Source organism: Hyphomonas sp. TMED31, from assembly GCF_002172815.1.
Classification (GTDB): Bacteria; Pseudomonadota; Alphaproteobacteria; order Caulobacterales; family Hyphomonadaceae; genus Hyphomonas; species Hyphomonas atlantica.
Map to the genome: position 1 here is coordinate 1 of NZ_NHCK01000074.1, position 22192 is coordinate 22192.

Annotated in this window: 20 protein-coding genes; 6 read left to right on the top strand and 14 right to left on the bottom strand. The window is 58.2% G+C overall.

Annotation, left to right across the window (positions count from 1 at the left end; genetic code table 11):
• The 3 genes from CBB91_RS11120 to katG form a co-directional block, all read left to right on the top strand.
• A partial coding sequence (locus CBB91_RS11120) for an AIR synthase-related protein (RefSeq protein ID WP_273014112.1) occupies window positions 1-490 on the top strand: 490 nt, incomplete at its 5' end.
• 144 nt (window positions 491-634) lie between these two features.
• A complete protein-coding gene (locus CBB91_RS11125) occupies window positions 635-2788 on the top strand; it encodes a sodium-translocating pyrophosphatase (protein ID WP_273014113.1) in 2154 nt (717 codons plus the stop codon).
• A 258-nt stretch (window positions 2789-3046) separates the two neighbouring features.
• On the top strand, window positions 3047-5221 hold the full coding sequence (gene katG / locus CBB91_RS11130) for a catalase/peroxidase HPI (RefSeq protein WP_273014114.1): 2175 nt from the start codon (window positions 3047-3049) through the stop codon (window positions 5219-5221).
• Window positions 5222-5268: 47 nt separating this feature from the next.
• Here katG and rsmA read toward each other — a convergent pair whose 3' ends face one another.
• The 10 genes from rsmA to ruvX all read right to left on the bottom strand — a co-directional run bounded on the left by rsmA (window position 5269) and on the right by ruvX (window position 16361).
• On the bottom strand, window positions 5269-6114 hold the full coding sequence (gene rsmA / locus CBB91_RS11135) for a 16S rRNA (adenine(1518)-N(6)/adenine(1519)-N(6))-dimethyltransferase RsmA (RefSeq protein ID WP_273014115.1): 846 nt from the start codon (window positions 6112-6114) through the stop codon (window positions 5269-5271).
• Window positions 6111-7118: a 4-hydroxythreonine-4-phosphate dehydrogenase PdxA gene (gene pdxA / locus CBB91_RS11140; protein ID WP_273014116.1), complete on the bottom strand. Its 1008-nt coding sequence runs from the start codon at window positions 7116-7118 to the stop codon at window positions 6111-6113. Before pdxA ends, rsmA begins: the two co-directional genes overlap by 4 nt.
• 39 nt (window positions 7119-7157) lie before the next feature.
• A complete protein-coding gene (locus tag CBB91_RS11145; RefSeq protein ID WP_273014117.1) occupies window positions 7158-8402 on the bottom strand; it encodes a peptidylprolyl isomerase in 1245 nt (414 codons plus the stop codon).
• Window positions 8403-8562: 160 nt separating this feature from the next.
• The gene (lptD, locus tag CBB91_RS11150) at window positions 8563-10713 is read right to left on the bottom strand and encodes an LPS assembly protein LptD (RefSeq protein ID WP_273014118.1); all 2151 of its coding nucleotides are present in this window, start codon (window positions 10711-10713) and stop codon (window positions 8563-8565) included.
• A gap of 206 nt (window positions 10714-10919) precedes the next feature.
• Entirely contained in the window at window positions 10920-12026 is a 1107-nt protein-coding gene (dprA, locus tag CBB91_RS11155; protein WP_273014119.1) for a DNA-processing protein DprA, read from the bottom strand.
• Window positions 12023-12643, bottom strand: coding sequence for a glycerol-3-phosphate 1-O-acyltransferase PlsY (gene plsY / locus CBB91_RS11160; RefSeq protein ID WP_273014120.1), 621 nt, complete (start codon window positions 12641-12643; stop codon window positions 12023-12025). The genes dprA and plsY overlap by 4 nt, the downstream gene beginning before the upstream one ends.
• Before the next feature lie 67 nt (window positions 12644-12710).
• Window positions 12711-13991 (bottom strand): dihydroorotase, encoded by a 1281-nt coding sequence (gene pyrC, locus CBB91_RS11165; RefSeq protein WP_273014121.1) that lies wholly within the window; start codon window positions 13989-13991, stop codon window positions 12711-12713.
• Window positions 13988-14935: an aspartate carbamoyltransferase catalytic subunit gene (locus CBB91_RS11170; protein ID WP_273014122.1), complete on the bottom strand. Its 948-nt coding sequence runs from the start codon at window positions 14933-14935 to the stop codon at window positions 13988-13990. The genes pyrC and CBB91_RS11170 overlap by 4 nt, the downstream gene beginning before the upstream one ends.
• Before the next feature lie 56 nt (window positions 14936-14991).
• Window positions 14992-15906: an AEC family transporter gene (locus tag CBB91_RS11175; RefSeq protein ID WP_273014123.1), complete on the bottom strand. Its 915-nt coding sequence runs from the start codon at window positions 15904-15906 to the stop codon at window positions 14992-14994.
• Window positions 15903-16361, bottom strand: a complete 459-nt coding sequence (gene ruvX, locus CBB91_RS11180; protein WP_035552302.1) for a Holliday junction resolvase RuvX — start codon at window positions 16359-16361, stop codon at window positions 15903-15905. Before ruvX ends, CBB91_RS11175 begins: the two co-directional genes overlap by 4 nt.
• 80 nt (window positions 16362-16441) lie before the next feature.
• On the opposite strand from ruvX, the gene gatC reads away from it, so the two are divergent.
• Window positions 16442-16729, top strand: a complete 288-nt coding sequence (gene gatC, locus CBB91_RS11185; protein ID WP_035552299.1) for an Asp-tRNA(Asn)/Glu-tRNA(Gln) amidotransferase subunit GatC — start codon at window positions 16442-16444, stop codon at window positions 16727-16729.
• 3 nt (window positions 16730-16732) lie between these two features.
• Here the strand turns inward: gatC and CBB91_RS11190 are convergent, their stop codons facing one another.
• Together CBB91_RS11190 and CBB91_RS11195 are read right to left on the bottom strand one after the other, a co-directional pair.
• A complete protein-coding gene (locus CBB91_RS11190; protein ID WP_273014124.1) occupies window positions 16733-17116 on the bottom strand; it encodes an SET domain-containing protein-lysine N-methyltransferase in 384 nt (127 codons plus the stop codon).
• Window positions 17117-17149: 33 nt separating this feature from the next.
• Window positions 17150-17611: a DUF6491 family protein gene (locus CBB91_RS11195; protein WP_273014125.1), complete on the bottom strand. Its 462-nt coding sequence runs from the start codon at window positions 17609-17611 to the stop codon at window positions 17150-17152.
• 137 nt (window positions 17612-17748) lie between these two features.
• Here CBB91_RS11195 and gatA point away from each other — a divergent pair, with 137 nt between their 5' ends.
• Window positions 17749-19221, top strand: a complete 1473-nt coding sequence (gene gatA / locus CBB91_RS11200) for an Asp-tRNA(Asn)/Glu-tRNA(Gln) amidotransferase subunit GatA (RefSeq protein ID WP_273014126.1) — start codon at window positions 17749-17751, stop codon at window positions 19219-19221.
• A 481-nt stretch (window positions 19222-19702) separates the two neighbouring features.
• On the opposite strand, the gene CBB91_RS11205 is transcribed toward gatA, so the two are convergent.
• Window positions 19703-20086, bottom strand: a complete 384-nt coding sequence (locus CBB91_RS11205) for a hypothetical protein (protein WP_035552289.1) — start codon at window positions 20084-20086, stop codon at window positions 19703-19705.
• Between the two features lie 152 nt (window positions 20087-20238).
• Here CBB91_RS11205 and gatB point away from each other — a divergent pair, with 152 nt between their 5' ends.
• Window positions 20239-21750 carry an Asp-tRNA(Asn)/Glu-tRNA(Gln) amidotransferase subunit GatB gene (gene gatB / locus CBB91_RS11210; protein ID WP_345906808.1) on the top strand — a complete coding sequence of 504 codons (1512 nt, stop codon included), beginning with the start codon at window positions 20239-20241 and terminating at the stop codon, window positions 21748-21750.
• A 4-nt stretch (window positions 21751-21754) separates the two neighbouring features.
• Here the strand turns inward: gatB and CBB91_RS11215 are convergent, their stop codons facing one another.
• Complete coding sequence (locus CBB91_RS11215) at window positions 21755-22189, bottom strand: HIT family protein (RefSeq protein ID WP_035552282.1); 435 nt, start codon at window positions 22187-22189, stop codon at window positions 21755-21757.
• Window positions 22190-22192: the final 3 nt, after the last annotated feature.

Sequence of the window (22192 nt, forward strand, 5' to 3'; positions counted from 1 at the left end):
CGATCAGGATATCTGGGTGACGGGAGAGGTGGGCGCAGCCTGTCTGGGGTTCGAGGCACTGCAACGCGGCGAGTATGATTCGCCTCATGTCGCGGTCTATCGCGTGCCGANACTGCAGCCTGTNAGCGCGGCCCNCCTGATTGCGAACCATGCGAGCGCAGCGATGGATGTGTCGGACGGCCTGTTGGGGGATGCATCGGCGCTCGGNGAGGCGTCANGCGTCGGCATGAAACTGGCGCTGGAGGAGATACNGTTCGCCGGGAAAGCGACAGANATCGACACGATGCTACGTCTGGCGACATGGGGTGANGACTACCAGATCCTCTTCACCAGCGAAAAAACGCGACGCGAAACCATATTGGCCGATGCTGATGATGCGGGTGTCTCTGTTGCGCGTATTGGGGAAACTTCNCAAAAAACAGGACTCTCCATTACCTGGCGCGGAGAGGCCGTTAACCTCCCTGAAACTCTCGGCTTCGAGCATGGCTGAACTGGGCCCGGCCTGACTCGCGCCTGAAGGGAGGGATATTGCCTATTCCCCAAAGGAAAGGCAGGCTGGCGTCCTATAATAAACAGTGCATGATCAGGAAAACCTGGCGTTGAAGTTCTGTTTTAAGGGAAGGAAACGTAATCCATGTGGTATTATCTCGCTCTCGCGGCGGGTCTTTTGTCGGTCCTATATGGCTGGCTCCAGATCAATTCGATCATGAAGGCCCCGTCAGGTGATGCGCGTATGCGCGAAATCGCTCAGGCCATTCAGGAAGGCGCGAACGCCTATCTTGGCCGCCAGTACCGGACCATCGGCATTGTCGGTGTCGTGGTCGTCGTTCTGCTGGTCATCCTGTTCCGCAATTGGCAGGTGCCGCTCGGCTTCATTATCGGCGCAGCCTTGTCCGGTGCGGCCGGCTTTATTGGCATGAAAGTGTCGGTGCAGGCGAATGTGCGCACAACTGAAGCGGCGAAGTCCGGTCTGAATGCCGGTCTGAAGCTCGCGTTCAAGTCNGGCGCCATTACCGGCATGCTCGTTGTTGGCCTCGCGCTGTTGGGCATCGTGGTCTATTACGGCCTGCTTACAATGGTCACGGGCCTCAATCTCGCAGTTGAGAGTGAAAAACGCCTCGTCATCGACTCGCTTGTGGCGCTTGGCTTTGGTGCGTCCCTGATCTCGATCTTTGCGCGCCTTGGCGGCGGTATTTTCACCAAGGGTGCGGATGTCGGCGGAGATATGGTCGGCAAGGTCGAGGCCGGCATTCCGGAGGATGACCCCCGCAACGCCGCGACGATTGCAGACAATGTCGGCGACAATGTCGGCGATTGTGCCGGTATGGCCGCTGACCTGTTCGAGACGTACGCCGTAACGCTGGTAGCGACCATGGTTCTCGGCGCGATCTATTTCTCAGGCGCTCCGTACATCGTCGAAATCATGATGCTGCCGTTGGCAATTGCCGCCGTGTGTATCGTCACGTCGATCATTGGCACGTATTTCGTTAATCTCGGGCCGGGCAAGACAGATGTCATGGGGGCGCTTTACAAGGGCCTCATCGTGACGGGAATCCTGTCGATAGGTGGCTTGGCTGTGGCCGTGGCAACCGTACTGCCGAACGGTTTCGGTGTGCTGGAAGATGCCGGTACGCGCCTTGGTCTTGCAAACGACGTGTCTGGTTGGATGCTGTTTGGATGCGGTGTGGTTGGTCTGGTCGTTACAGGCCTGATCGTTGTGATCACGGCTTATTATACCGAAACCAAGTACCGTCCGGTTCGCTCCATCGCGATGGCTTCTGAATCTGGTCATGGCACAAACGTGATCCAGGGCTTGGCCGTCTCGCTTGAATCAACGGCTCTGCCAGCCATCGTGATTATTGCGGGCATCATTCTGACCTTCAATCTCGCTGGCCTCTATGGGATCGCCATTGCGACGACGACCATGCTGGCGCTTGCCGGTATCATCGTGGCGCTGGACGCGTTCGGCCCTGTTACGGACAATGCAGGCGGCATCGCTGAGATGGCGGAACTGCCGTCTGAGATCCGCGATACGACTGATGCGCTTGATGCGGTTGGCAATACGACCAAAGCTGTCACCAAGGGNTATGCNATCGGATCNGCNGGCCTNGGNGCGCTGGTNCTGTTTGCGGCCTATGCAGAAGATCTGAAATACTTCTCGGCCCGCGCGCAGGAAGGGGACTTCTTCTANAACACGGTTGCCGACTTCTCNATTGCGAATCCNTANGTCGTGGTTGGCCTCCTGTTTGGCGGTCTGCTGCCATTCCTGTTTGGTGGCCTGTCGATGATGGCTGTTGGCCGTGCGGCGCAGTCGGTGGTTGAGGAAGTGCGTCGCCAGTTCNGGGANATGCCNGGNATCATGAAAGGCGAAGTGAAGCCTGACTACAGCCGGGCCGTGGACCTGCTGACGAAGGCTGCGATCAAGGAAATGATCGTGCCGTCGCTGTTGCCAGTCCTGTCGCCTATTGTGCTCTTTGGTGCGATCTTCCTGATTGCAGGCAAGGGCGCTGCGCTCGCAGCTGTCGGGGCCATGTTGCTCGGTGTCATCGTGACGGGCCTGTTTGTCGCCATCTCGATGACGTCCGGCGGCGGTGCCTGGGACAATGCCAAGAAATACATCGAAGACGGCAATCATGGCGGCAAGGGTTCCGAAGCCCACAAGGCTGCCGTGACAGGCGATACGGTGGGTGACCCTTACAAGGACACGGCTGGNCCAGCCGTGAATCCCATGATCAAGATCACCAATATTGTGGCCCTGCTCATGCTTGCGGTGCTTGCTGGCCACTGAGCCACATGAATTTTTTATGGAAGGCCCCGGCGCGAAAGTGTCGGGGCCTTTGTTTTGAATGGAAATTTTGAAAGATAGAATAAATCTATAGATGTTCGTAAAGCAATCAATTGGTCCTATTGCGTAACTCGACGTAACCTCCTCTCATCGACGCAATCGAACTTGGGCGGCCCCCGGCCAAGTCANAGGCGGCGTGTTCAGGTGGCCTCACCAGCGGGCCGGAAACAGGTTTTCGAACCGAGCGAAAGGGATAGGATTATGGACGGCAATGATATGGGCGGTGGCGGCAAATGCCCTGTGATGCACGGAAGTCTCACGTCGACTGAAACATCTGTAACGGCCTGGTGGCCCAAATCACTCAATTTCGACATTCTGCATCANCATGACCGGAAGGTTCAGCCTTACGGACCTGATTACTCCTATCGCAAGGAAGTCGAGAAGCTCGACTATGAAGCCCTCAAGAAAGACGTGCACGCCCTCGTGACAGACAGCCAGGATTGGTGGCCAGCGGACTGGGGCAGCTATGCAGGTCTCTTCGTGCGTATGGCGTGGCACTCGGCGGGATCGTATCGACTGGCAGATGGTCGCGGCGGCGGCGGCGCAGGCAATTTGCGTTTCGCACCGCTTAATTCGTGGCCGGACAATGCCAATCTGGACAAGGCGCGCCGTCTGCTTTGGCCGATCAAGAAGAAATATGGCAACAAGCTCAGCTGGGCCGATTTGATCATTCTGGCTGGTAACGCCGCTTATGAAGTGGCTGGTCTTGAGACGTTCGGGTTTGCCTTTGGACGCGAAGACATCTGGCATCCAGAGAAAGACACGTTCTGGGGTTCCGAGAAGGAGTGGCTGACAGATTCCCGCTATGAAAAGCTGGACGAGCGCGAGTCACTCGCCAATCCGCTCGCTGCGGTGGTGATGGGACTGATCTATGTGAACCCGGAAGGTGTGAACGGAAAGCCTGACCCGGCCAGAACAGCGATGGACGTCCGCGAAACATTTAAGCGCATGGCCATGAACGACGAAGAGACTGCTGCGCTGACGGCGGGTGGCCACACAATTGGCAAATGTCACGGAAACTCTGACCCGACCGGNCTTGGACCTGAGCCNGAGGGCGAAGACGTTGTTGGTATGGGGCTGGGGTGGAAAAACTCCAACCAGTCTGGAAATGGTCGTTTCACCTTGACTGGCGGCCCTGAGGGCGCATGGACGTCGGAGCCGACAAAATGGGATGGTGGCTATCTCGACATGCTGCTGGACCATGAATGGGAGCTGACCAAGAGCCCGGCAGGCGCCTGGCAGTGGAAGCCTGTCAGCATTGACGAAGCCGACATGCCAGTCGATGTGGAGGATCCTTCCATCCGTACCATGCCGATGATGACAGATGCGGACATGGCCATGAAGGTNGATCCGATCTATCGCAAATANATGGAGAAGTTCCGCGAGGANCATGACTATTTCTCCAGGACCTTCGCGCGCGCATGGTTCAAGCTGACTCACCGCGACATGGGGCCAAAGCCTCGCTACATCGGCCCNTGGGTNCCNCAGGAGGATTTGATCTGGCAGGATCCGGTCCCTGCGGGCAGCACGGACTATGATGTGGANGCCGTCAAAGCGAAGATTGCGGACAGTGGTCTGTCTGTTGCCGACATGGTGTCGACCGCTTGGGACAGTGCCCGTACGTATCGCGGCTCTGACATGCGTGGCGGCGCGAATGGCGCGCGTATTCGCCTCGCGCCTCAGAATGACTGGGATGGCAACGAGCCAGCCCGTCTGTCNCGCGTTCTGGANNTTCTGGAGCCGATCGCAAAGGAAACCGGNGCAAGCATTGCAGATGTCATNGTTCTGGCCGGNAATGTCGGCGTAGAGCAGGCAGCGAAGGCGGCTGGANTTACAAAGACTGTGCCTTTCACACCGGGTCGTGGCGATGCGACTGCCGAGATGACGGATGCGGAATCATTTGAGCCGCTCGAGCCTCTGGTTGATGGCTACCGGAACTGGATCAAGGACGACTATGTGGTGAAGCCGGAAGAGATCCTTCTGGACCACACGCAGCTGCTGGGCCTGACCGCTCCGGAAATGACGTGCCTTGTAGGCGGNATGCGTGTCATCGGCACCAATCATGGCGGCAGCGCTCATGGTGTGTTCACAGACAATGTGGGTGCGCTGACGAACGACTTCTTTGTCAATCTGACCGATATGTCGAATACGTGGAACCCAACGGACGACGAGGGCATCTTCTCGATCCGCGATCGCCAGACTGATGCACCGAAGTGGACCGCTACACGGATTGACCTTGTNTTCGGGTCGAACTCCATCCTGCGCGCCTATGCGGAAGTGTACGCACAGGACGACAACAAGGAGAAACTGGTCGACGACTTCATCGCGGCCTGGACGAAAGTGATGGAAGCTGACCGCTTCGATACGCGCGCTTAGTCCAGAATCCTGAAATCAGAAACGCCCCGGGCAGCCGGGGCGTTTTTTTATGCGGGCTTGACGAGTGAAGAGGCCATGCGCCTNAACTCTTCCTGGCTTAGCGTTTCAGCTCTTGCTGTGGGGTCGATGTCCAACCCTTCCAGCCACTCAGCTGCTTTCAGACCATGCCGCTTGGCGAGGGGTTTCAATCCGGCCCGGAGCATCTTGCGGCGTTGGCCGAAGGCGGCGCCAGCAACTTCTTCCAGCTTGGCCAGATGAGGAAAGACTTTTTCCTGCGGTAGTGGATGCAAGACTGCGACAGCGCTGTCGACTTTCGGGGGTGGCCGGAATGCACCTGGCGGCAGTGTGAAGGCGATATGCGGATCGCAGACGGCGTGCGCGAGCACGGCAAGCCGTCCGTAATGGTCCGTATTCGGCTTGGCGCANACCCGCTCTGCCACTTCTTTCTGGAACATCAGCGCCATCTCGCCNCGCCANGGTCNCGCCTTCAGCCAGTTTACCAGAAGAGGCGTGCCAACATTGTAAGGCAGGTTGGCGATGATCATGGCCGGTGTCTCACCGCCGAGTTCAGCAATTGCCTGTTCCCAGCGAACCTTCCGCGCATCCTTCAGAATGACGTGCAATCGACCCGTTTCGGCTTCGGGCCACGTTTTAAGCGCGTCCGCAAACCGCTCGTCTGCCTCGACTGCAATGACCTTGCCTGCGCCATTGTCCAGCAGGGCGCGGGTCAGGCCACCCGGGCCGGGGCCAACTTCGATTACTGTGCGGCCTTCAACCGGACCAGCCGCCAGTGCCGTGCGCTTCAAGATATCCGGGTCGAACAGGAAATGCTGTCCAAGTGCCTTGCGGGCGGTGGCCTGCGTCAGGCCGGGGGGCGTTTCGTCACGGCTCATGCCGTTTCCTTTCTATGGTCGGCAATCAAACGCGCTTGGCGGATTGCCGCGATCAAGCTGTCNGGACGGGCGGTGCCGTNCGCGGCNGCTTCGTATCCCGTGCCGTGGTCNGGGCTGGTGCGTACGATGGGTAAGCCAAGCGTCGTGTTCACGCCTCCCCACATGTCCAACGTCTTCACCGGTATCANGCCCTGATCATGCGTCATGGNGATGATGGCATCGAAGCGACCGTCTCGGGCTTCGGCAAATACCGTATCAGCTGACCGTGCGTCTGACATATCTATACCGGCTGACCGTAATTGGTCCGCTGCCGGATTGATGATATCTATTTCTTCTCGGCCTATCGTGCCGTTCTCGCCGGCATGGGGGTTTAATCCGGTGAAAGCGAGGCGTGGGGACGTAAGGCCGAAATCTTGGCGCATGGCCGTGTCGACGATCTNGCCGAGCTTTACGAGGTCTTCCGTATTCAGTGTAGTGAACACATCTTTCAGCGCGATATGAATGGTCGCAAGGGCGACACGCAATCCGCCCCCTGTCAGCAACATGACCGGCTGAGCTGCTCTGCCCGTAGCGGTGTTGCACAGAGCGGCGACGAACTCCGTATGACCGGGGTGTGTGAACCCCGCGGCATAGAGCAGGGCCTTGTTGATAGGATTGGTGACAACAGCGTCCGCGGCTCCGGATAGGCAAAAAGCGGCGGCTTGCTCAATNGAGGCGATTATCGCTGGGGCTGAGCGGCTGTCTGGCTGCCCGCGAACCGGGAGAGGGAATGCATCAAGCGGTAGAACNGGGAGNGCTGATCCGAATACGCCGGAGGNTTCGGATGGATCGGAAATCGTTTGGGTGGGTACCTCGCCCTGATACAGATCCGGCGCGCCGATTACGAAGAACGCGCAGTCGGCTTCNCCTTTCAGCGCATTCCAGGCAGAAACGGTAATCGACGGCCCCACACCCGCAGGGTCACCCATCGTGATTGCCAAAGGAGGACGGTTCNCGTCAGNCATNGCAGGCGGTGTTCACCCAAACNGCGCGGTGCGCAAGGTCTAGCGATAGATTATCGTCGCTTCGCGGCGCAGGTCACGCAGCTCTCGTTCGGAAATCATCCCGAGTTCCTGATCCTTCAGGCGACCTTTCAGATCGTCACGGGATGGCAACGCTTCCGCGCCGTCTTCGCGGCGGCACACATACATGAGGGCAAGACCGTTGCCGGCAGCGAAGATTTCTGTCGGTTGACCAACCTCCACAGACATGACGAGGCTTTTGCCTTCGCTGCCAAGTTCTTCAATGTCGATATCGGTCAAATCAGCATGGCGCAGGTTGGATTTCGAGTTTGCGACGCTCTGAACATCCTCACAGGTCTCGATTGCGGCCATGGCTTCCTTTAGCGTGGCTTCGTCGCCATCTGTCGCTTGTAGACGCTTCAGGTCCACTTTCGTGGTCAGCTTTGCAGGCTCGCGCTTGTTCACGACGTTGAGGATGTAGACACCGTTTTCGCTNTGGATCGGGCCGATAATTCCTGGTCCGGCTGAGCCTTCCACGGCTTCCGCCAGAATGGGGTCCAAATCGCTCGTCGTGATCCAGCCCATGTCTCCGCCCGTGGCGGCTGTCGGGGCAGACGAAATACGCTGCGCCGCGATGCGGAAATCAGCGCCCTGATTCAATTGTCCNATGATGGAATTGGCCGCCTCGGTCGCTTGCGCCTTGGTCTCGGCATCTGGCGCATACAGGAAGATTTCGGAGATGCGGAATTGCGTTTGTTGCAGTGAGTTCCGTACGCGGTTCAGTTGTTCATCCACCTGATTGTCGGAAATCCGGATGCGGGAGCCATAGAGTCCCCCCATNACGCGGCTCCATGCGATTTCTGCGCGCATCTGCTCTTCCAAGCTGGCCGGATTTACACCGGCTGCGAGAAGTTGCTCTTTCAGTTGATCTCCNGTCGCGCCGGACTGACGGGCCATGTCATCGACAGCGCCGTTGATCTCATCAGGTGAGATTTCCATTTCGAANTCCGCTGCCTTTTCAAGCTGCAGGCGTTCGTCGATGAGCTGTTCCAGTGCCTGACCNGTGATTTGCTGAATTTGCTCCTGCGTTGGCTGCTGGCCGCCAAGGCTGAGCAAAAGAAGGCGGGCGCGCTGGCGAACGTCGGAATAGGAAATTGGCTGGTCGTTCACGATAGCTGCGACGCCTTCGAGCGCAAGGCGTTCTGGCGCATCGGCTTCCTGGGCGAAGGATGTGCCTCCCACGGGAAGTGCCGCGATCATGACGGCGGCGATTATCTGACGAACCATAAATGGCCTCCATTGAGTGCCCAGCCGGGCCCCGTGGCAATTATACAGCGCGGAACATACAAGTCCCACGTATCGGCGCAACGCATCAGGGCAGTGTTCCCTGAATTCTTACGAAAAATTAGTGTGTGCCGCTTTGCTCAAAGCACTCGGTCCCGTCGAATCAATCGAACTCACTTGAACCAAAATTGCCGATTGATTTCAGGAAGAAGCGGAACTGAATGCTCTCTTCCGGCCCGAGCGTTCGATCAATGAGTTCAGTGCGCTGGTAGACGAGTTCGAAACGAGAGCAATCATCTTCGAATGCTATTCCGTATTCCTGACGGGCGTTCAAATTGTCTTCGATGTCACGTAACTGTCCGGCAATAATCGAATACTGGTCGGTAACGCGGAGTTCGCCACGCACATATATGCCTTCATCCGCTCTGCCCGTGGTCGCTATTCGCTCGTCCACCTTATAGTATTGGGCGACACCTCGGAAGCGTTTGAAATTACTCGTTATTTTTGTGTCTATTCGGTTGAGGCTGAAGCCNTCCTCATCCAGCCGGGCTCGCGTATCGATCTTCAGTTGGGGCCCGAAATTCGCTGTCGCCGCGATAATCCAGTCGGACGAGGTTCCGTCCAGATTGCTGATACCGTCAAAGGAGTCATCGNGCCGTGATCGCCAACGTTTGCCAACCGTTGTGCTGAAGTCCATGCCGTTTTTCCAGAGGGTTCTGGCTGTGATTCCCGCAGATAGTTTCCCGTCGCCTTCATACAGGTCGTATGCGCCAAATCCGTTCGGATCAAATAGCGAAGATGCATCTGATTCATACAGAAGGCTGTCTTCAATCGGGATGACGTCATCATTCACGTTGGACGGTCCCCAAGCCGCCATGACGGCTGGTTCAATCATGATATCAACCATCTCGCCCGGTCGAATCATCGGATAGGCCAATTTGCCACCAACATTCCCGACAATGCGAGAGGCGTCTTCCTCTCCTGACACATCCTCATCAAGCCGGTAATAGTCAGCTCTGACCTCCGCAAACTGTTCAAATGTGAACCCGCCTGGCAGCACGTTCAGATCAGACCAGTCTGCACCAAAGCTTACCCGGTGGCTGTCTGCTCCCAAATCACGGCTCAATATGGCGCTGGATACGTTGACGCTGGCGTAGCCCATCTTTCCGAGATCCCAGTACTTCTCACTGAAGAAAACCGGCAGCGCTGTCGGCAATTCGCCATCGTCATCGCTCGACCTGAGGCCCTGGAATTTCAGGAGCGCCACATCTGAATANTAGCTTTCCCCCTGACCCATCGCGAATATTTGTGACAACAGGCGACGTGGCTGGCTGGNATACAGGCCGCGTTTCTCGTCCTGTCCGTCGATGTCGTAACGTCGGTCGTAGAGATCGTCGCTCTGATGCTCGACTCCAAATCCCCATTTCCATTCATTGTTGATGGCAAACAGGCCGCTTCCATATATATGGCCGCGCAGTTTCTCTTCTCCGAACAATTCGCCGTCGCTGTCAAAATCCTGCTCGTTGGTGAAGCTGGTGTTGAAGTTGATGGAGCCCGAATAGAAGCGTTTGCGCAGATCAAGCTCGAGTAGAGGGTTCACGTTTTGCGTGACCATCGGTGCAATGGTGATGTCGGTNGAATCAGAAACTGCCCAATAATACGGCTGCTGATAGAACCATCCCAGTTTTGAAGAGTTTCCTGCCGACGGAATCAGCAACCCTGACCGACGTTCAGAACTCGGATCCGGATGCGCCAGAAAAGGAAAGTAGAATACTGGAATGCCNGCGACCTCAATCACGGCGTCCCGGTAAGATATCATCTGGCTTTCCTGATCAAGCACTGCGCGGCGAGCTCGCACTGCCCAGGTTGGTGTCTTGTCATCCTCACAGACCGGACACGCTGTGTAGACGACCTGGTCCAGCGCATTTACGCCGTCGGACTGGCGAATGGCGGAGTTTGCCGCCACAGTCGCGTCCCCTTCCAGACGTGCGGAAAAGCCGATCGCATAGCCGTCCGAGAGGGTCGAATCGACTTCCACTTCATCGGCAAATTGTTGAGCTCCGGTCTCATCAATAATGATGACGTTGCCGGTGGCGCGTACTTTTTCGGTGGAGCGATCGTAGACCAGCTTGTCTGCGCGCAGGATGCGTCCTTGGTATAGCGCCTCGACATTGCCCTCGGCGACCAACTGGTTTTCATCCCGGATTTCGTAAACATAATCCGCTTCCAGAACGACGCGCTCATCCGCTTCTGTCGGCTGCGGCGCGGCAGCGGTGTCCTGGGCGATGGCGTACCAGGGAAGGGAGACCGCCATACCGAGCGCAGCCGCAACATGATGCCATTTTGCCAAAACGCGTACCCTTACAACTGCTTCTATGTGCCGGATTGCGCGTGGATCACGCCTTTTCGCCACTCAACTCCAATTGGAGGCTTAGAGAGGAAGGCGTGAATCGTCCAGCCATCAGACCATTCCGTCTGATTTTTCATGAACCTGCCGATGCATCAGCAACACATGTCGTTCTAAATCGCGCGGCAAGCCAATCCGCCAGGCAGGGTTGTGGCGGAACCTGATAATTCCAGCTCCATGAGCGCTGCAGCGCATTGGGCCGGCGTTGCNCCCGCCGCACGGGCGATCTCGTCGATCGGCATTGGATGCGGCGACAGCGCGTGCTCAATACGCGTGAGAAGATCTTGAGGCAGGTCCGGTTCAGGGGCGCCTTCAAACAAGTCGCCATTTGTCGCAACATTTGAAAAGGGTAGGCTTTCAAGCACTTCGAGAATGTCGTCGGCATGGCGAACGAGTGTGGCGCCCTGCCGGATCAGCCGATTTGTTCCAGATGACCGCGGGTCAAGCGGGGAGCCGGGCATGGCCATGACCTCGCGGCCTTGTTCGCCAGCCATACGTGCTGAAATCAGAGATCCTGATCGTTCAGCTGCCTCCACCACGACGACGCCACGTGACAATCCCGTGATGATGCGATTGCGGCGTGGGAAATCCTGCGCCTTNGCCCGATACCCGAACGGGCTTTCTGACAGAATCAAACCCTTCGCGGCGATCTCGGCGTAGAGGCGCTCGTGTTGGGGCGGATACACATGGTCCACCGCGCCGCCGAGCACGGCAACGGTCCCCGTCGCCAGACTTGCAGCATGGGCCTCTCCGTCTATGCCGAGGGCCAGCCCGGAAACGGTGACGAAACCAGCCTTTCCNAGNGCNGCGGANATGTCCCGTGCNAGTTTGCGCCCCGCNGCGGAGGCGTTTCTCGCGCCGACTATTGCCACTGTGGGCTCCGCGGCGAGATCCACTTTACCTAATGCGGTCAGGACAGGAGGCGGCGGATCCAGCGCTTTCAGCAGAGGCGGATATTCCGGGTCGCAACTGGCAAGGATTTGCGCGCCATATTTNCGGGTCAGGTCGAGTTCTTTGGCNATCTCTTCCGCTGCGGGAGGAACGAGTTCTTTCCCGCGGCGACTCTTTCGTGTCAGTTCAGGTAGAGCATCCAGAGCGGCNCTGGCGGATTTGAANTTTCGCAGCAACTGGAAAAATGTGACCGGACCAATGTTCGGTGTGCGGGCGAGCCTCACCCAGTCGATGCGTTCGACATCACTGAGAGGCCGCGCTGGCGTCATGTCTCGGAGTCAGGTTTTTTCTTGGCACCAAATTTCGGTTCTTCTCCCTTGAGAAGGCGGCCGAGATTGGCGCGGTGTGTCCAGAACACAAAGACTGACAAGAGGGCCAGGCCCCCGATGACGAACATGTTCCGTTCGCCAAGCAACCATGCGCCCGGCGCCACCAGTGTCGCTGCGCTCAGGGCGGCGAGTGACGATATGCGCGTCAACGCAAATAGTCCGAGCCAGACGGGTGCAGCGACATAAAATCCGGGCAAGGAGACGAATGGCAACAGACCCGCATAGGTCGCGACTCCCTTGCCACCCTTGAAACCCAACCAGATTGGGTAGCAATGCCCGACAAAGGCGAATGCGCCCGCCACAAAGCCGACTTCCCGGCCGGCCAGCATTCCAAAAGCGAGCGCCACGAGACCTGCCTTCAAGCTGTCCAGGAGAAGCGTCGCCAAGGCGAGATCCTTCCGGCCAGTCCGCAACACATTCGTCGCGCCGATATTGCCGGAGCCGATCGAGCGGATGTCTCCGAGGCCAGCTGCGCGCGTAATCAAAAGGCCAAAGGGAATTGATCCGGCGAGGTAGCCGCAAATTGCCGCGAGGGGGAAAGCCAGCTCGGCTGTCATATCGATAACCTCAATTCCTAATTGAAATTCTTAAGTGCGAACTGTCGCCACTGCAACCAGGCGGCTTCTAGCGTTCGAATACCTGTTCGCCGCCGACAAATGTCTTCAGTACGATCCCTTGAAGGCGTCGCCCATCAAAAGGAGAATTGGTCGACCGGGAGCGCAAGTTTTCCCGCTCGCATAGCCAGGGCTTGTTTGGGTCGAAAAGGATCAGATCTGCAGGNGNACCTTCAGAAAGTCGCCCTTGAGGCAGACCGATCATGTCCGCAGGTTTCGAGGTAATTGGTGCCAGCACTTCGAGCAGGCTGAGCGGGCCATCATGGTGAAAGCTCAACAAGGCAGACANAGTGNTTTCGAGCCCCGCCGCTCCAAAGCTTGCTTCGCCAAATGGCAGGCGTTTTTCTTCCGGAGGTTGTGGGTCGTGCGCAGATACGACAGCATCGATCCAGCCTGCCTTGAGCGCGGTGATCATGGATTGTCGCGTATCTTCGTCCCGGAAAGGCGGGTTCACTTTGCAATAGGTGANATAATCGCCGACATCNAGTTCATTGAAGAACAGGGAATGGGCGGCGATTGTTGAGAACACGCTTGCGCCGCGGTCACGAGAATCTGCGATCATTTCCAGCGTTCTCAGCGTCGACACCTGATCAAGGATCAGCGTGCAGCCCGTGGCTTCTGCAAGCATCAGATCACGGGCGGCGCCGATCCACTCAGCTTCTTTAGCGATTCCGGCGAGCCCTTTGCGCGCCGCGAATGCTCCGGCGTTCATGACGCCTGAGCCTTTCAGTGCCGTGTCGTCAGGCCGGGACATGACAATGGCGCCTCTGCTGGCCGCATACGTCATCGCCCGCTTCATGATCGACGGATTGCTGACGGGTGTGTCGCCATTTGTGAAGAGTACCGCGCCAGCGTCTGCCATCAGCCCGATCTCGGCCATGGCGTCGCCCTTCAGGCCGGTCGTCAATGCGCCCGCAGGATAGATGCGCGCCTGCGCGCTGGCCTTCGCGCGATCGGAAATGAAACGGACCAAGGCCACGTCATCCACAACCGGCTTTGTGTCAGGCATGACGACAAGGCTGGTCACACCGCCTGCAACTGCTGCGCGAGAGGCGGTTGCCAGTGTTTCTTTCTGTTCGTCGCCAGGCTCGCCTGTCTTTACCCGNAGGTCGATCAGGCCAGGTGCCAGACAGAGCCCGCCAGCATCCAGCGCGCTCTTCGCACCTTCATGTGCTGATGCCGCGCCGGGCGTGACGGATTTGATCGCGCCATCTTCGATAAGGATTGCGCCAGTTTCATCAAGGCCTGATGCCGGGTCGAGCAGGCGGGCATTGTAGATGGACAGGCTCATGAGCGACCTCCGGCAAGAAGATGCAGCACAGCTTCGCGCACCGCGACGCCCATTTCCACTTGNTCGGTAATCACNGAGCGTTCTCCGTCAGCAATGGCGCTCTCGATCTCGATCCCGCGATTCATCGGGCCGGGATGCATCACAATGGCATCTTCCCTNGCCAGCGNGAGACGTTCGGCGGTCAGGCCGAAATAGCGAAAGTACTCACGTCGACTTGGCAGATACGCGCCATCCATGCGTTCGAGCTGCAGGCGCAGCATCATCACGACATCAGCTCCCTCAAGCGCTGCGTCGAAATCAGACGTNGCGGACGCAGCGCCCCATGTTTCCGTGCCGGAGGGCATCAGGGTGCGCGGGGCGCAAAGGTGAACTTCCGCGCCAAGCAGGTGCAGCGCCAGCGTCGTCGATCGGGCGACACGCGAATGGACAATGTCGCCACAAATCACGACTTTGAGGCCTTCAACACGTCCCTTGTTGCGCCGGATGGTCAGTGTGTCGAGAAGGCCCTGTGTCGGGTGTTCATGCGTACCGTCGCCTGCATTGATCACGGCGCAATCAACTTTACGGGACAGCAATTTGGCGCCACCAGATGCCGAATGACGCACGACNAGCACATCAGGCTTCATTGCGTTCAGNGTCATTGCGGTGTCGATCAGCGTTTCGCCCTTTTTCACAGAGGACTGCGCGACCGGCATCGACACGACATCCGCACCGAGGCGGCGAGCGGCGATCTCGAAACTGCTCATCGTACGGGTNGAGTTCTCGAAGAACAGGTTCACGACCGTCTTGCCGGACAGGACAGGATCGGCCCGCTTGCCGGAACGCGTCGCCTCGGCATAGTCGTTTGCCAGATCAAGAATATGCGTCAGATCGAGCGGGTGAAGGCCATCAATGCCCAGCAGATGCTCGTGGTCGAAGGAGTAGTGGATTGCCGCCTTGCTCATGGAGGCCCTTTCGATTTTCGGCGGTTTAGGACCGTTTCCGAGTCGGGGCAAGAGGGTCAGAGAGTCAGAAGCAGATAGAGGGCAGGGATTGTCACCATTGCAAGCACNGTCTCCACCGCAATCAGATTGGCGGCGAGTGTTGCATCTCCGCCGAGTTCCTTCGCCAAGATGTAGGAACTTGTCGCCGTGGGTGTCGCCGCGCAGATCAGGGCGATAATCAGCGGAACGCCGGTTACGCCGAGCANGAAGCAGAAGGCCACGGCGAAAGCTGGTAGTCCCAACAAGCGCANCAGTGACCAGCCGAGCGTGCGAACTCCGGCCCGCTTCAAGGCAGACAAATCCACACCTGCGCCNGCCGACAACAGGCCCAGCGCGAGCGCCGCATCGCCCAGGATACGCATNCTGTCGTCGATCAGGCGGGGCAGACTCGTATTCGCCCCGGCCAGCGCAAGCCCGACAATGCAGGCGAGCACGATGGGGTTCTTGAATAAAGCCTTGAACGGGTTCNGCTTNGGCGTGTCATGCGACTCTGCGTGGGCAATCAGCGCATAGACCGACAATATGTTTGCCGNCGGGATCATTACGGCGGCTGCGATCGTGACCAGGGCGAGGCCTTCCTCGCCAAACAGAAGACTGCCGATGGAGAGGCCGATCATCGTGTTCCAGCGGACGTTGGACTGTATGACAGAACCGACNGCTGGCCCGGGCATATTGGGCAGGAAGCGACCGCACCAGCCCACACCTGCCAAGGCAAACTGCGCGAGGATCAATGCGCCAGCCAGGCCCCACGGCGCTTCTTCAAAGGGGGCGTTTGCCAATGTCCGCACGATCAGAGCCGGGAACAGGACCACGTAGGACAGGCGTTCGATGGCTCTCCAGCTGTCGACTGGTATCCAGCGGCGGACCGACAGGATGTGGCCGAGCGATACGATCGCGATGACCGGCAAGAGAGCGTAGAGAAAGCCCGTCATTTATCTTGAGCCAGTTTCTGCAGCGCGTCGTTCAGGATGACGGCGGCGGCAGAAGCGTCGATGCGCTCGGCGCGCCGTTTTCGCGAAAGCTCTGCTTCGATCATGGCGTTCTCGGCTTCGACCGTCGACAGGCGCTCATCCTGAAACAGGATCGGCACATCACGGCGCTTCATGATGTGCCAGGCAAGCGCGCGTACGGATTGGGCCCTCGGACCTTCTGAGCCATCCATATTGAGGGGCAGTCCCATGACGATCCCGACGGCAGCCCGATCGTCATAAAGATGGAATAGCCGGTCCAGAACCGGAGCGAGCTTCTTGCCACGCGGAATGGTTTCGACAGGGCTGGCAAGCATACGCAACCCATCCGCAGACGCGATACCCAGCGTCTTCGTGCCGGGGTCGATTCCGATCAGGGCGCCTGTCTTCGGAAATTGGTCTGGAGCAGTGATGGGCATGAACAGCCCACATAGCGCCTTGATGCCGTGTTGCCTATGGCGTATTCGAGCGGCTCGATTTGAAGAGTTGGAGTTCNCCCATGTCTGTTACCAAGGATGATGTTCGCAAGGTTGCCCGCCTGTCGCGCATTGCCGTAACCGACGCCCATGCCGAGGAACTGGTCGGCGAGCTGAACGGCATCCTGAACTGGATCGACCAGCTGAACGAAGTCGATGTGGACGGTGTTGAGCCGATGACNTCCGTGGTCGAGACGACGCTGCCCATGCGCGAAGACGTNGTCACTGATGGNAACATTCAGGATCAGGTTCTGGCGAACGCCCCACGAAGCGAAGATGGATTTTTCGTCGTTCCAAAAGCGGTTGAATAGTCGTCAGACAATCTCGTCCGCATATTCCTCATAGTTTATCAGGATTTCCTCGTTCTGCGGAATGGCTGACCGCGCTGACAGTGTGACGGTCTGCGCAACAGCATCCACACAGAAATCAGCGTTGGCATCGGCGCTGTGATTGCACATGGAGATTGGGCCGAACGCCACCGCCGCACGGGCGCGCCCTTCGGCATCCTCATCAACGTGAAAAACGTAATGGTGGATGAGAGTATTCTTGATCGCAGCTGTGTCTTCAACGCTCAGGATGAGTAGGGGGTAGACGGCGATCAACTCTCCCGTCTCAAAGGAAACGGCCGCGAACAGGCCGCGACCGTGAAAAGGGGAGTTGCGCACCTCGACGGGCGAGGCATATCCGGTTTTCTGCATGACTCATTCTATCATGAGCCGTGCATCGCGCCATCAGGATTCGGTGTCTTCCTCCGAAGATTCGTCATCNACAGGCGCGTCTGCCTCAGCGTCGGGATTCCATTCGTAAATACCATTCACCAGACAACGCTGCCGTGAGAAGGAAGACGTCTCTCCNATATCCGACATCGAGTCCGATACGATCAGCGCGTCGCTNTTGCGCAANCATCCNCCCGTCGAGTCCAAACCGATGCGCATTGCATGATCGAGTGGGGCGCACGAGGTAAACACTTCTACCAGATAATGTTTCCTGCCATTTCTGAGCACGACCGTGTCGCGTGTTGTCTCACTGAAGCCATCGATAGATGACGCAAAGCATATGCGGTCGACTTCTTCGCCCAGTCTCGGGTCGTCNGCGTAGCGCTCGGCACCACGTAGCCGCGTGTCGTTCGTCTCATTCGTGGCGCAAGCTGCCAAAATGGTGGGCAGGGCAAAGCTGATCAGGATGGCGCGCATGGGAGGTCTCCAGATGGCTTGAGCGACTGATGGCACGGTGCGCCGGATCCGGGCAACTGACAAGAAGGCTCACGAACACTTGAACTTTTGTGCCAAGCCGTCATAGCAGGCGGGCAGATATCTTCTCAGGATTTCCGATGACCGAACTGACCAAGCTTACCCTCGCAGCAGCGCTCGACGGCCTGAAGGCCAAGGAGTTTTCCTCGCGCGAGATTACCCAGCAATTCGTTGACGCCATTGAGGGCGCGAGAACGCTGAACGCNTATGTGGTGGAGACGCCGGAAAAGGCGCTGGCCATGGCCGACGCTTCTGACGCAAAGCTGGCCAAAGGTGAGGGCGGAAAGCTGGAAGGCGCGCCGCTTGGCATCAAGGATCTGTATTGCACCAAGGGTGTGCGCACGACGGCGTGCAGCANNATTCTGGGNGAGTTCACGCCGACNTANGAATCCACCGTCACGCAAAACCTCTGGGATGAGGGCGCTGTGATGCTGGGCAAGCTCAACATGGACGAGTTCGCTATGGGCTCTTCCAACGAGACGTCGCGCTTCGGACCGGTTGTGAACCCTTGGCGCCGGAAGGGCGACAATCGCGATCTNACGCCGGGCGGATCATCCGGTGGTTCAGCTGCGGCGGTCGCTGGCGACCTTTGCCTGGCAGCGACGGCATCTGATACGGGCGGATCCATCCGCCAGCCGGCTGCGTTCACGGGAACGGTTGGCATTAAACCGACCTATGGCCGCGCCAGTCGCTATGGCATGGTGGCTTTTGCCTCTTCGCTCGATCAGGCCGGGCCAATCTCCAAGACCGTGGAAGACAGCGCCATCCTTCTGGAAGCAATGTGTAGCCACGACATGAAGGATTCCACATCCCTGAACGTAGAGACCCCTGACTGGCGNAGCGATGTGTCNAAAGGCGTCAAAGGCATGCGGATTGGCATTCCGAAAGAATACCGAATGGACGGCATGTCTGCCGAGATCGACAAGCTNTGGGANCAGGGCATTGAGTGGCTGAAAGCGGCGGGTGCGGAGATTGTCGATATCTCCCTGCCGCACACGAAATACGCTCTGCCCGCCTACTATATCGTAGCGCCTGCGGAAGCTTCATCGAACCTCGCGCGCTATGACGGCATGCGTTACGGTGCGCGGGTGGATGGTAACAATCTCACGGCGACGTATGAGGGCACACGCGCCGGTGGTTTCGGGGCGGAAGTCCAGCGCCGCCTGATGATTGGCACTTATGTGCTTTCGTCTGGGTACTATGATGCGTATTACTTGCGCGCACAGAAAGTCCGCACAAAGATTTTGAACGATTTTGTTGATGCGTTTGATAGCTGCGACGCGATCCTGACACCAACCTGCCCAAGCCCTGCCTTCGCGTTCGGNGAAAAGAGTGGCGATCCNGTAGAGATGTACTTGAATGACGTGTTCACAGTCACGGCAAACCTGGCAGGNCTACCTGGCATTTCCGTNCCTGCAGGATTGTCTGACAGCGGTCTGCCGCTTGGTCTGCAGGTAATCGGCAAGGCACTGGACGAGGCGGCCTGCTTCCGCGTCGGCGGTGAACTGGAACGCGCAGCTGGCTTCGTGGCCAAGGCTGACAAGTGGTGGTAGGTTTCGGGGCATGACCCGTTTCCTGATCCTGTTTGTTGTCTTGCTGGCTTTCAGCATTGCTCTGATGGCGGCGATGTTGGCGCAGTATGGCTACAGCCTGTTTGCGCCTGAGATGCGGTCCATGCTGCTCGTGGCGTTTCTTGTGGCGGGTTATGTTTCATTCCGCATTTCCCGCATCATTGATCGGCGTAAACAACGCTTGGAAGATCATCCAAAGCCGGGCGGCGCGGGGAAGTCCAAACTGTCCGGCCTGTTTTCTGGCAAGAGCGCCGCGCAACAGGCACGCGAGGCGCGCGTCGCCGCGCGGCGCAAGAAGCTCGTCGAAGCGGGCAAGCTCGAGGAAGAGGTTCAGCCTGACGCGGCCGCTGAAAGTGAAGATGCCGGGCCTACACGGGTTTCTCAGGCAGCCCCNATCAAGGANCGCATGGCTGCGCGCGCGGAGCGGGTGCGCCGCGCCAAGGAAGCCGGCAAGCTGGACTGATCAGGCCTTGGACGGCTTCAGCCCACGCGCGGGTTGAGCACCGGGGCGCACCACGATCTGTTCAGACTGGATTGGCTCCGCCGCGTTTCCGCCTGGCCCGGAGTCGTCATCATCGTCCTTGTCAGAATCCCGTTCCGTCACTTTGGACAGGTAGATGCCAATGCCAACCAGCCCGCCCACTGGGCCGCATTGCAGCATCATCGCGAAGATCCAGAGTAACGGCATGTCCAGATCCATGCCCTGAAGCGACATCAGCAACAGGATGAACAGAGCTGATCCGACAGCCACGCCGACGGCGAATCCCAGGATCAGGTGTTTCAGGAAGCCACGAACGACGGGCTTTTCCTCTTCGCTCGAGGCATCCATGATCATTTTGAAGACCATTTTGACGCTCCGTTTTCCTCCACACTGGGGATTATTCGTCGATATCCCGGAAATTGGAAGGGCTGGAGCCATTGCGATGGTATTCACGGCTCGACAGTGCGGCGGTCCGGCGGCTAGAACAGCGCGAAATCTTACTGCCAGCAGGGAATGCTATGTCCGCGCGTACACCATATGTCATCAAGGGCGAAACCGGCGATTGGGAACTGGTCATGGGCCTGGAAGTCCACGCTCAGGTTTCCTCCAACGCGAAACTCTTTTCCGGCGCTGCAACAGCCTTCGGCGCGGACCCGAACTGCAATGTGTCCCTCGTGGATGCGGCCATGCCGGGCATGCTGCCGGTGATCAATGAATTCTGCGTTGAGCAGGCGATCCGCACGGGCCTTGGCCTGAAAGCGCAGATCAACACCTATTCGCGTTTNGACCGGAAGAACTATTTCTATCCCGACCTGCCGCAAGGCTATCAGATCAGCCAGTTCGCCCATCCGATTGTTGGCGAAGGCGAAATTGATGTGGATGTCGAACCGGCGCATGGTGGCGACGCCTATTCATTCCCATGCCGTATCGAGCGACTGCATCTGGAACAGGACGCCGGTAAGTCAATCCATGACATGGACCCGAACTCCACCTATGTGGATCTCAACCGTTCTGGCGTTGCGCTGATGGAAATCGTTTCCATGCCGGATGTGCGCTCGCCGGCTGAGGCGGCTGCTTATGTGAAAAAGCTGCGGGCCATCGTGATCGCGCTTGGCACTTGTGATGGCGACATGGAAAAGGGCAATCTGCGCGCCGATGTGAACGTGTCTGTCTGCCGTCCAGGCCAGTATGAGAAGTTCCGAGAAACCGGCGATTTCAGCCATCTCGGCACGCGCTGTGAANTNAAGAACATGAACTCGTTCCGCTTCATCCAGCAGGCCATNGANTATGAAGCNCGNCGCCAGATCGANATNCTNGANGATGGCGGCNNNATCGANCAGGAAACGCGNNTGTTCGANCCNGTNAAGGTNGANACGCGNTCCATGCGNTCNAANGAAGANGCGCANGATTACCGCTATTTCCCGGACCCGGANCTGNTGCCGCTGGANGTNGAGCAGGCCTGGATNGANGAAATCCGTGCGNCCCTGCCGGAACTGCCNGACGAGAAGCGNGCNCGCTTTGANNCNGATTANNGNCTGTCNCGCTANGATGCGGGTGTNCTCAGCGCCGANGCNGAAAAAGCCNNCTTCTTNGAGGANGTTGCCAANGGCCGCGATCCGAANCTNGCNGCNAACTGGGTGACGCAGGAATTGTTCGGCTATCTNAACAANCAGGANATNGANCTGGCNGACAGCCCNGTNTCNGCNTCNAGCCTNGGCGGCNTGATCGANCTGATCGCNAANGACACGATCAGNGGNAAGATNGCNAAGGANGTCTTTGCCCGGATGATCGANGGCGAAGGNGAAGCTNCNGANATTGTNGANAAGCANGGNNTGAAACAAGTGACCGATACCGGCGCCATCGAAGCCGTTGTGGATGAGATCATCGCCGCCAATCCTGAGCAGGTCGCTCAGGTCAAGGAAAAGCCGAAGACAATGGGCTGGTTCGTTGGCCAAGTGATGAAAGCCTCCGGCGGCAAGGCCAATCCGAAGGCAGTCAACGATATCCTGAAGGCAAAGCTGGGGCTGTAAGACCTTACAGCTTTTCCTTGATGCGTTCGGCCAGCGCGCCGAGCGCCTCCATGTCTGCCATCTCGCCTGAGCTGTGCCGACCGAGCGCCACCTCTTCCCAGCGCGGGATGATGTGGAAGTGCAGGTGGAAGACGGTCTGGCCGGCCGGTGCGCCATTAAACTGGGTCACCACGAGGCCGTCCGGGGTGAGGGCCGCCTCGACGGCTTTTGCGACTTTCTGAACGGCCTGCATGTATGCGCCGAGCTTTTCTGTCGGCATATCGAGCAAATTGCGCGCTTCCACACCTTTCGGCACGACCAAGGTGTGGCCTTCGCTTTGCGGGAAAACGTCCATGAACGCCAGCGCGGCTTCGTCTTCATAGACTTTGACGGCGGGCATCTCTCCGCGCAGGATTTTTGCGAAGATATTGTCGGGGTCATAGGCGGCGTGAAGAGTCATGAA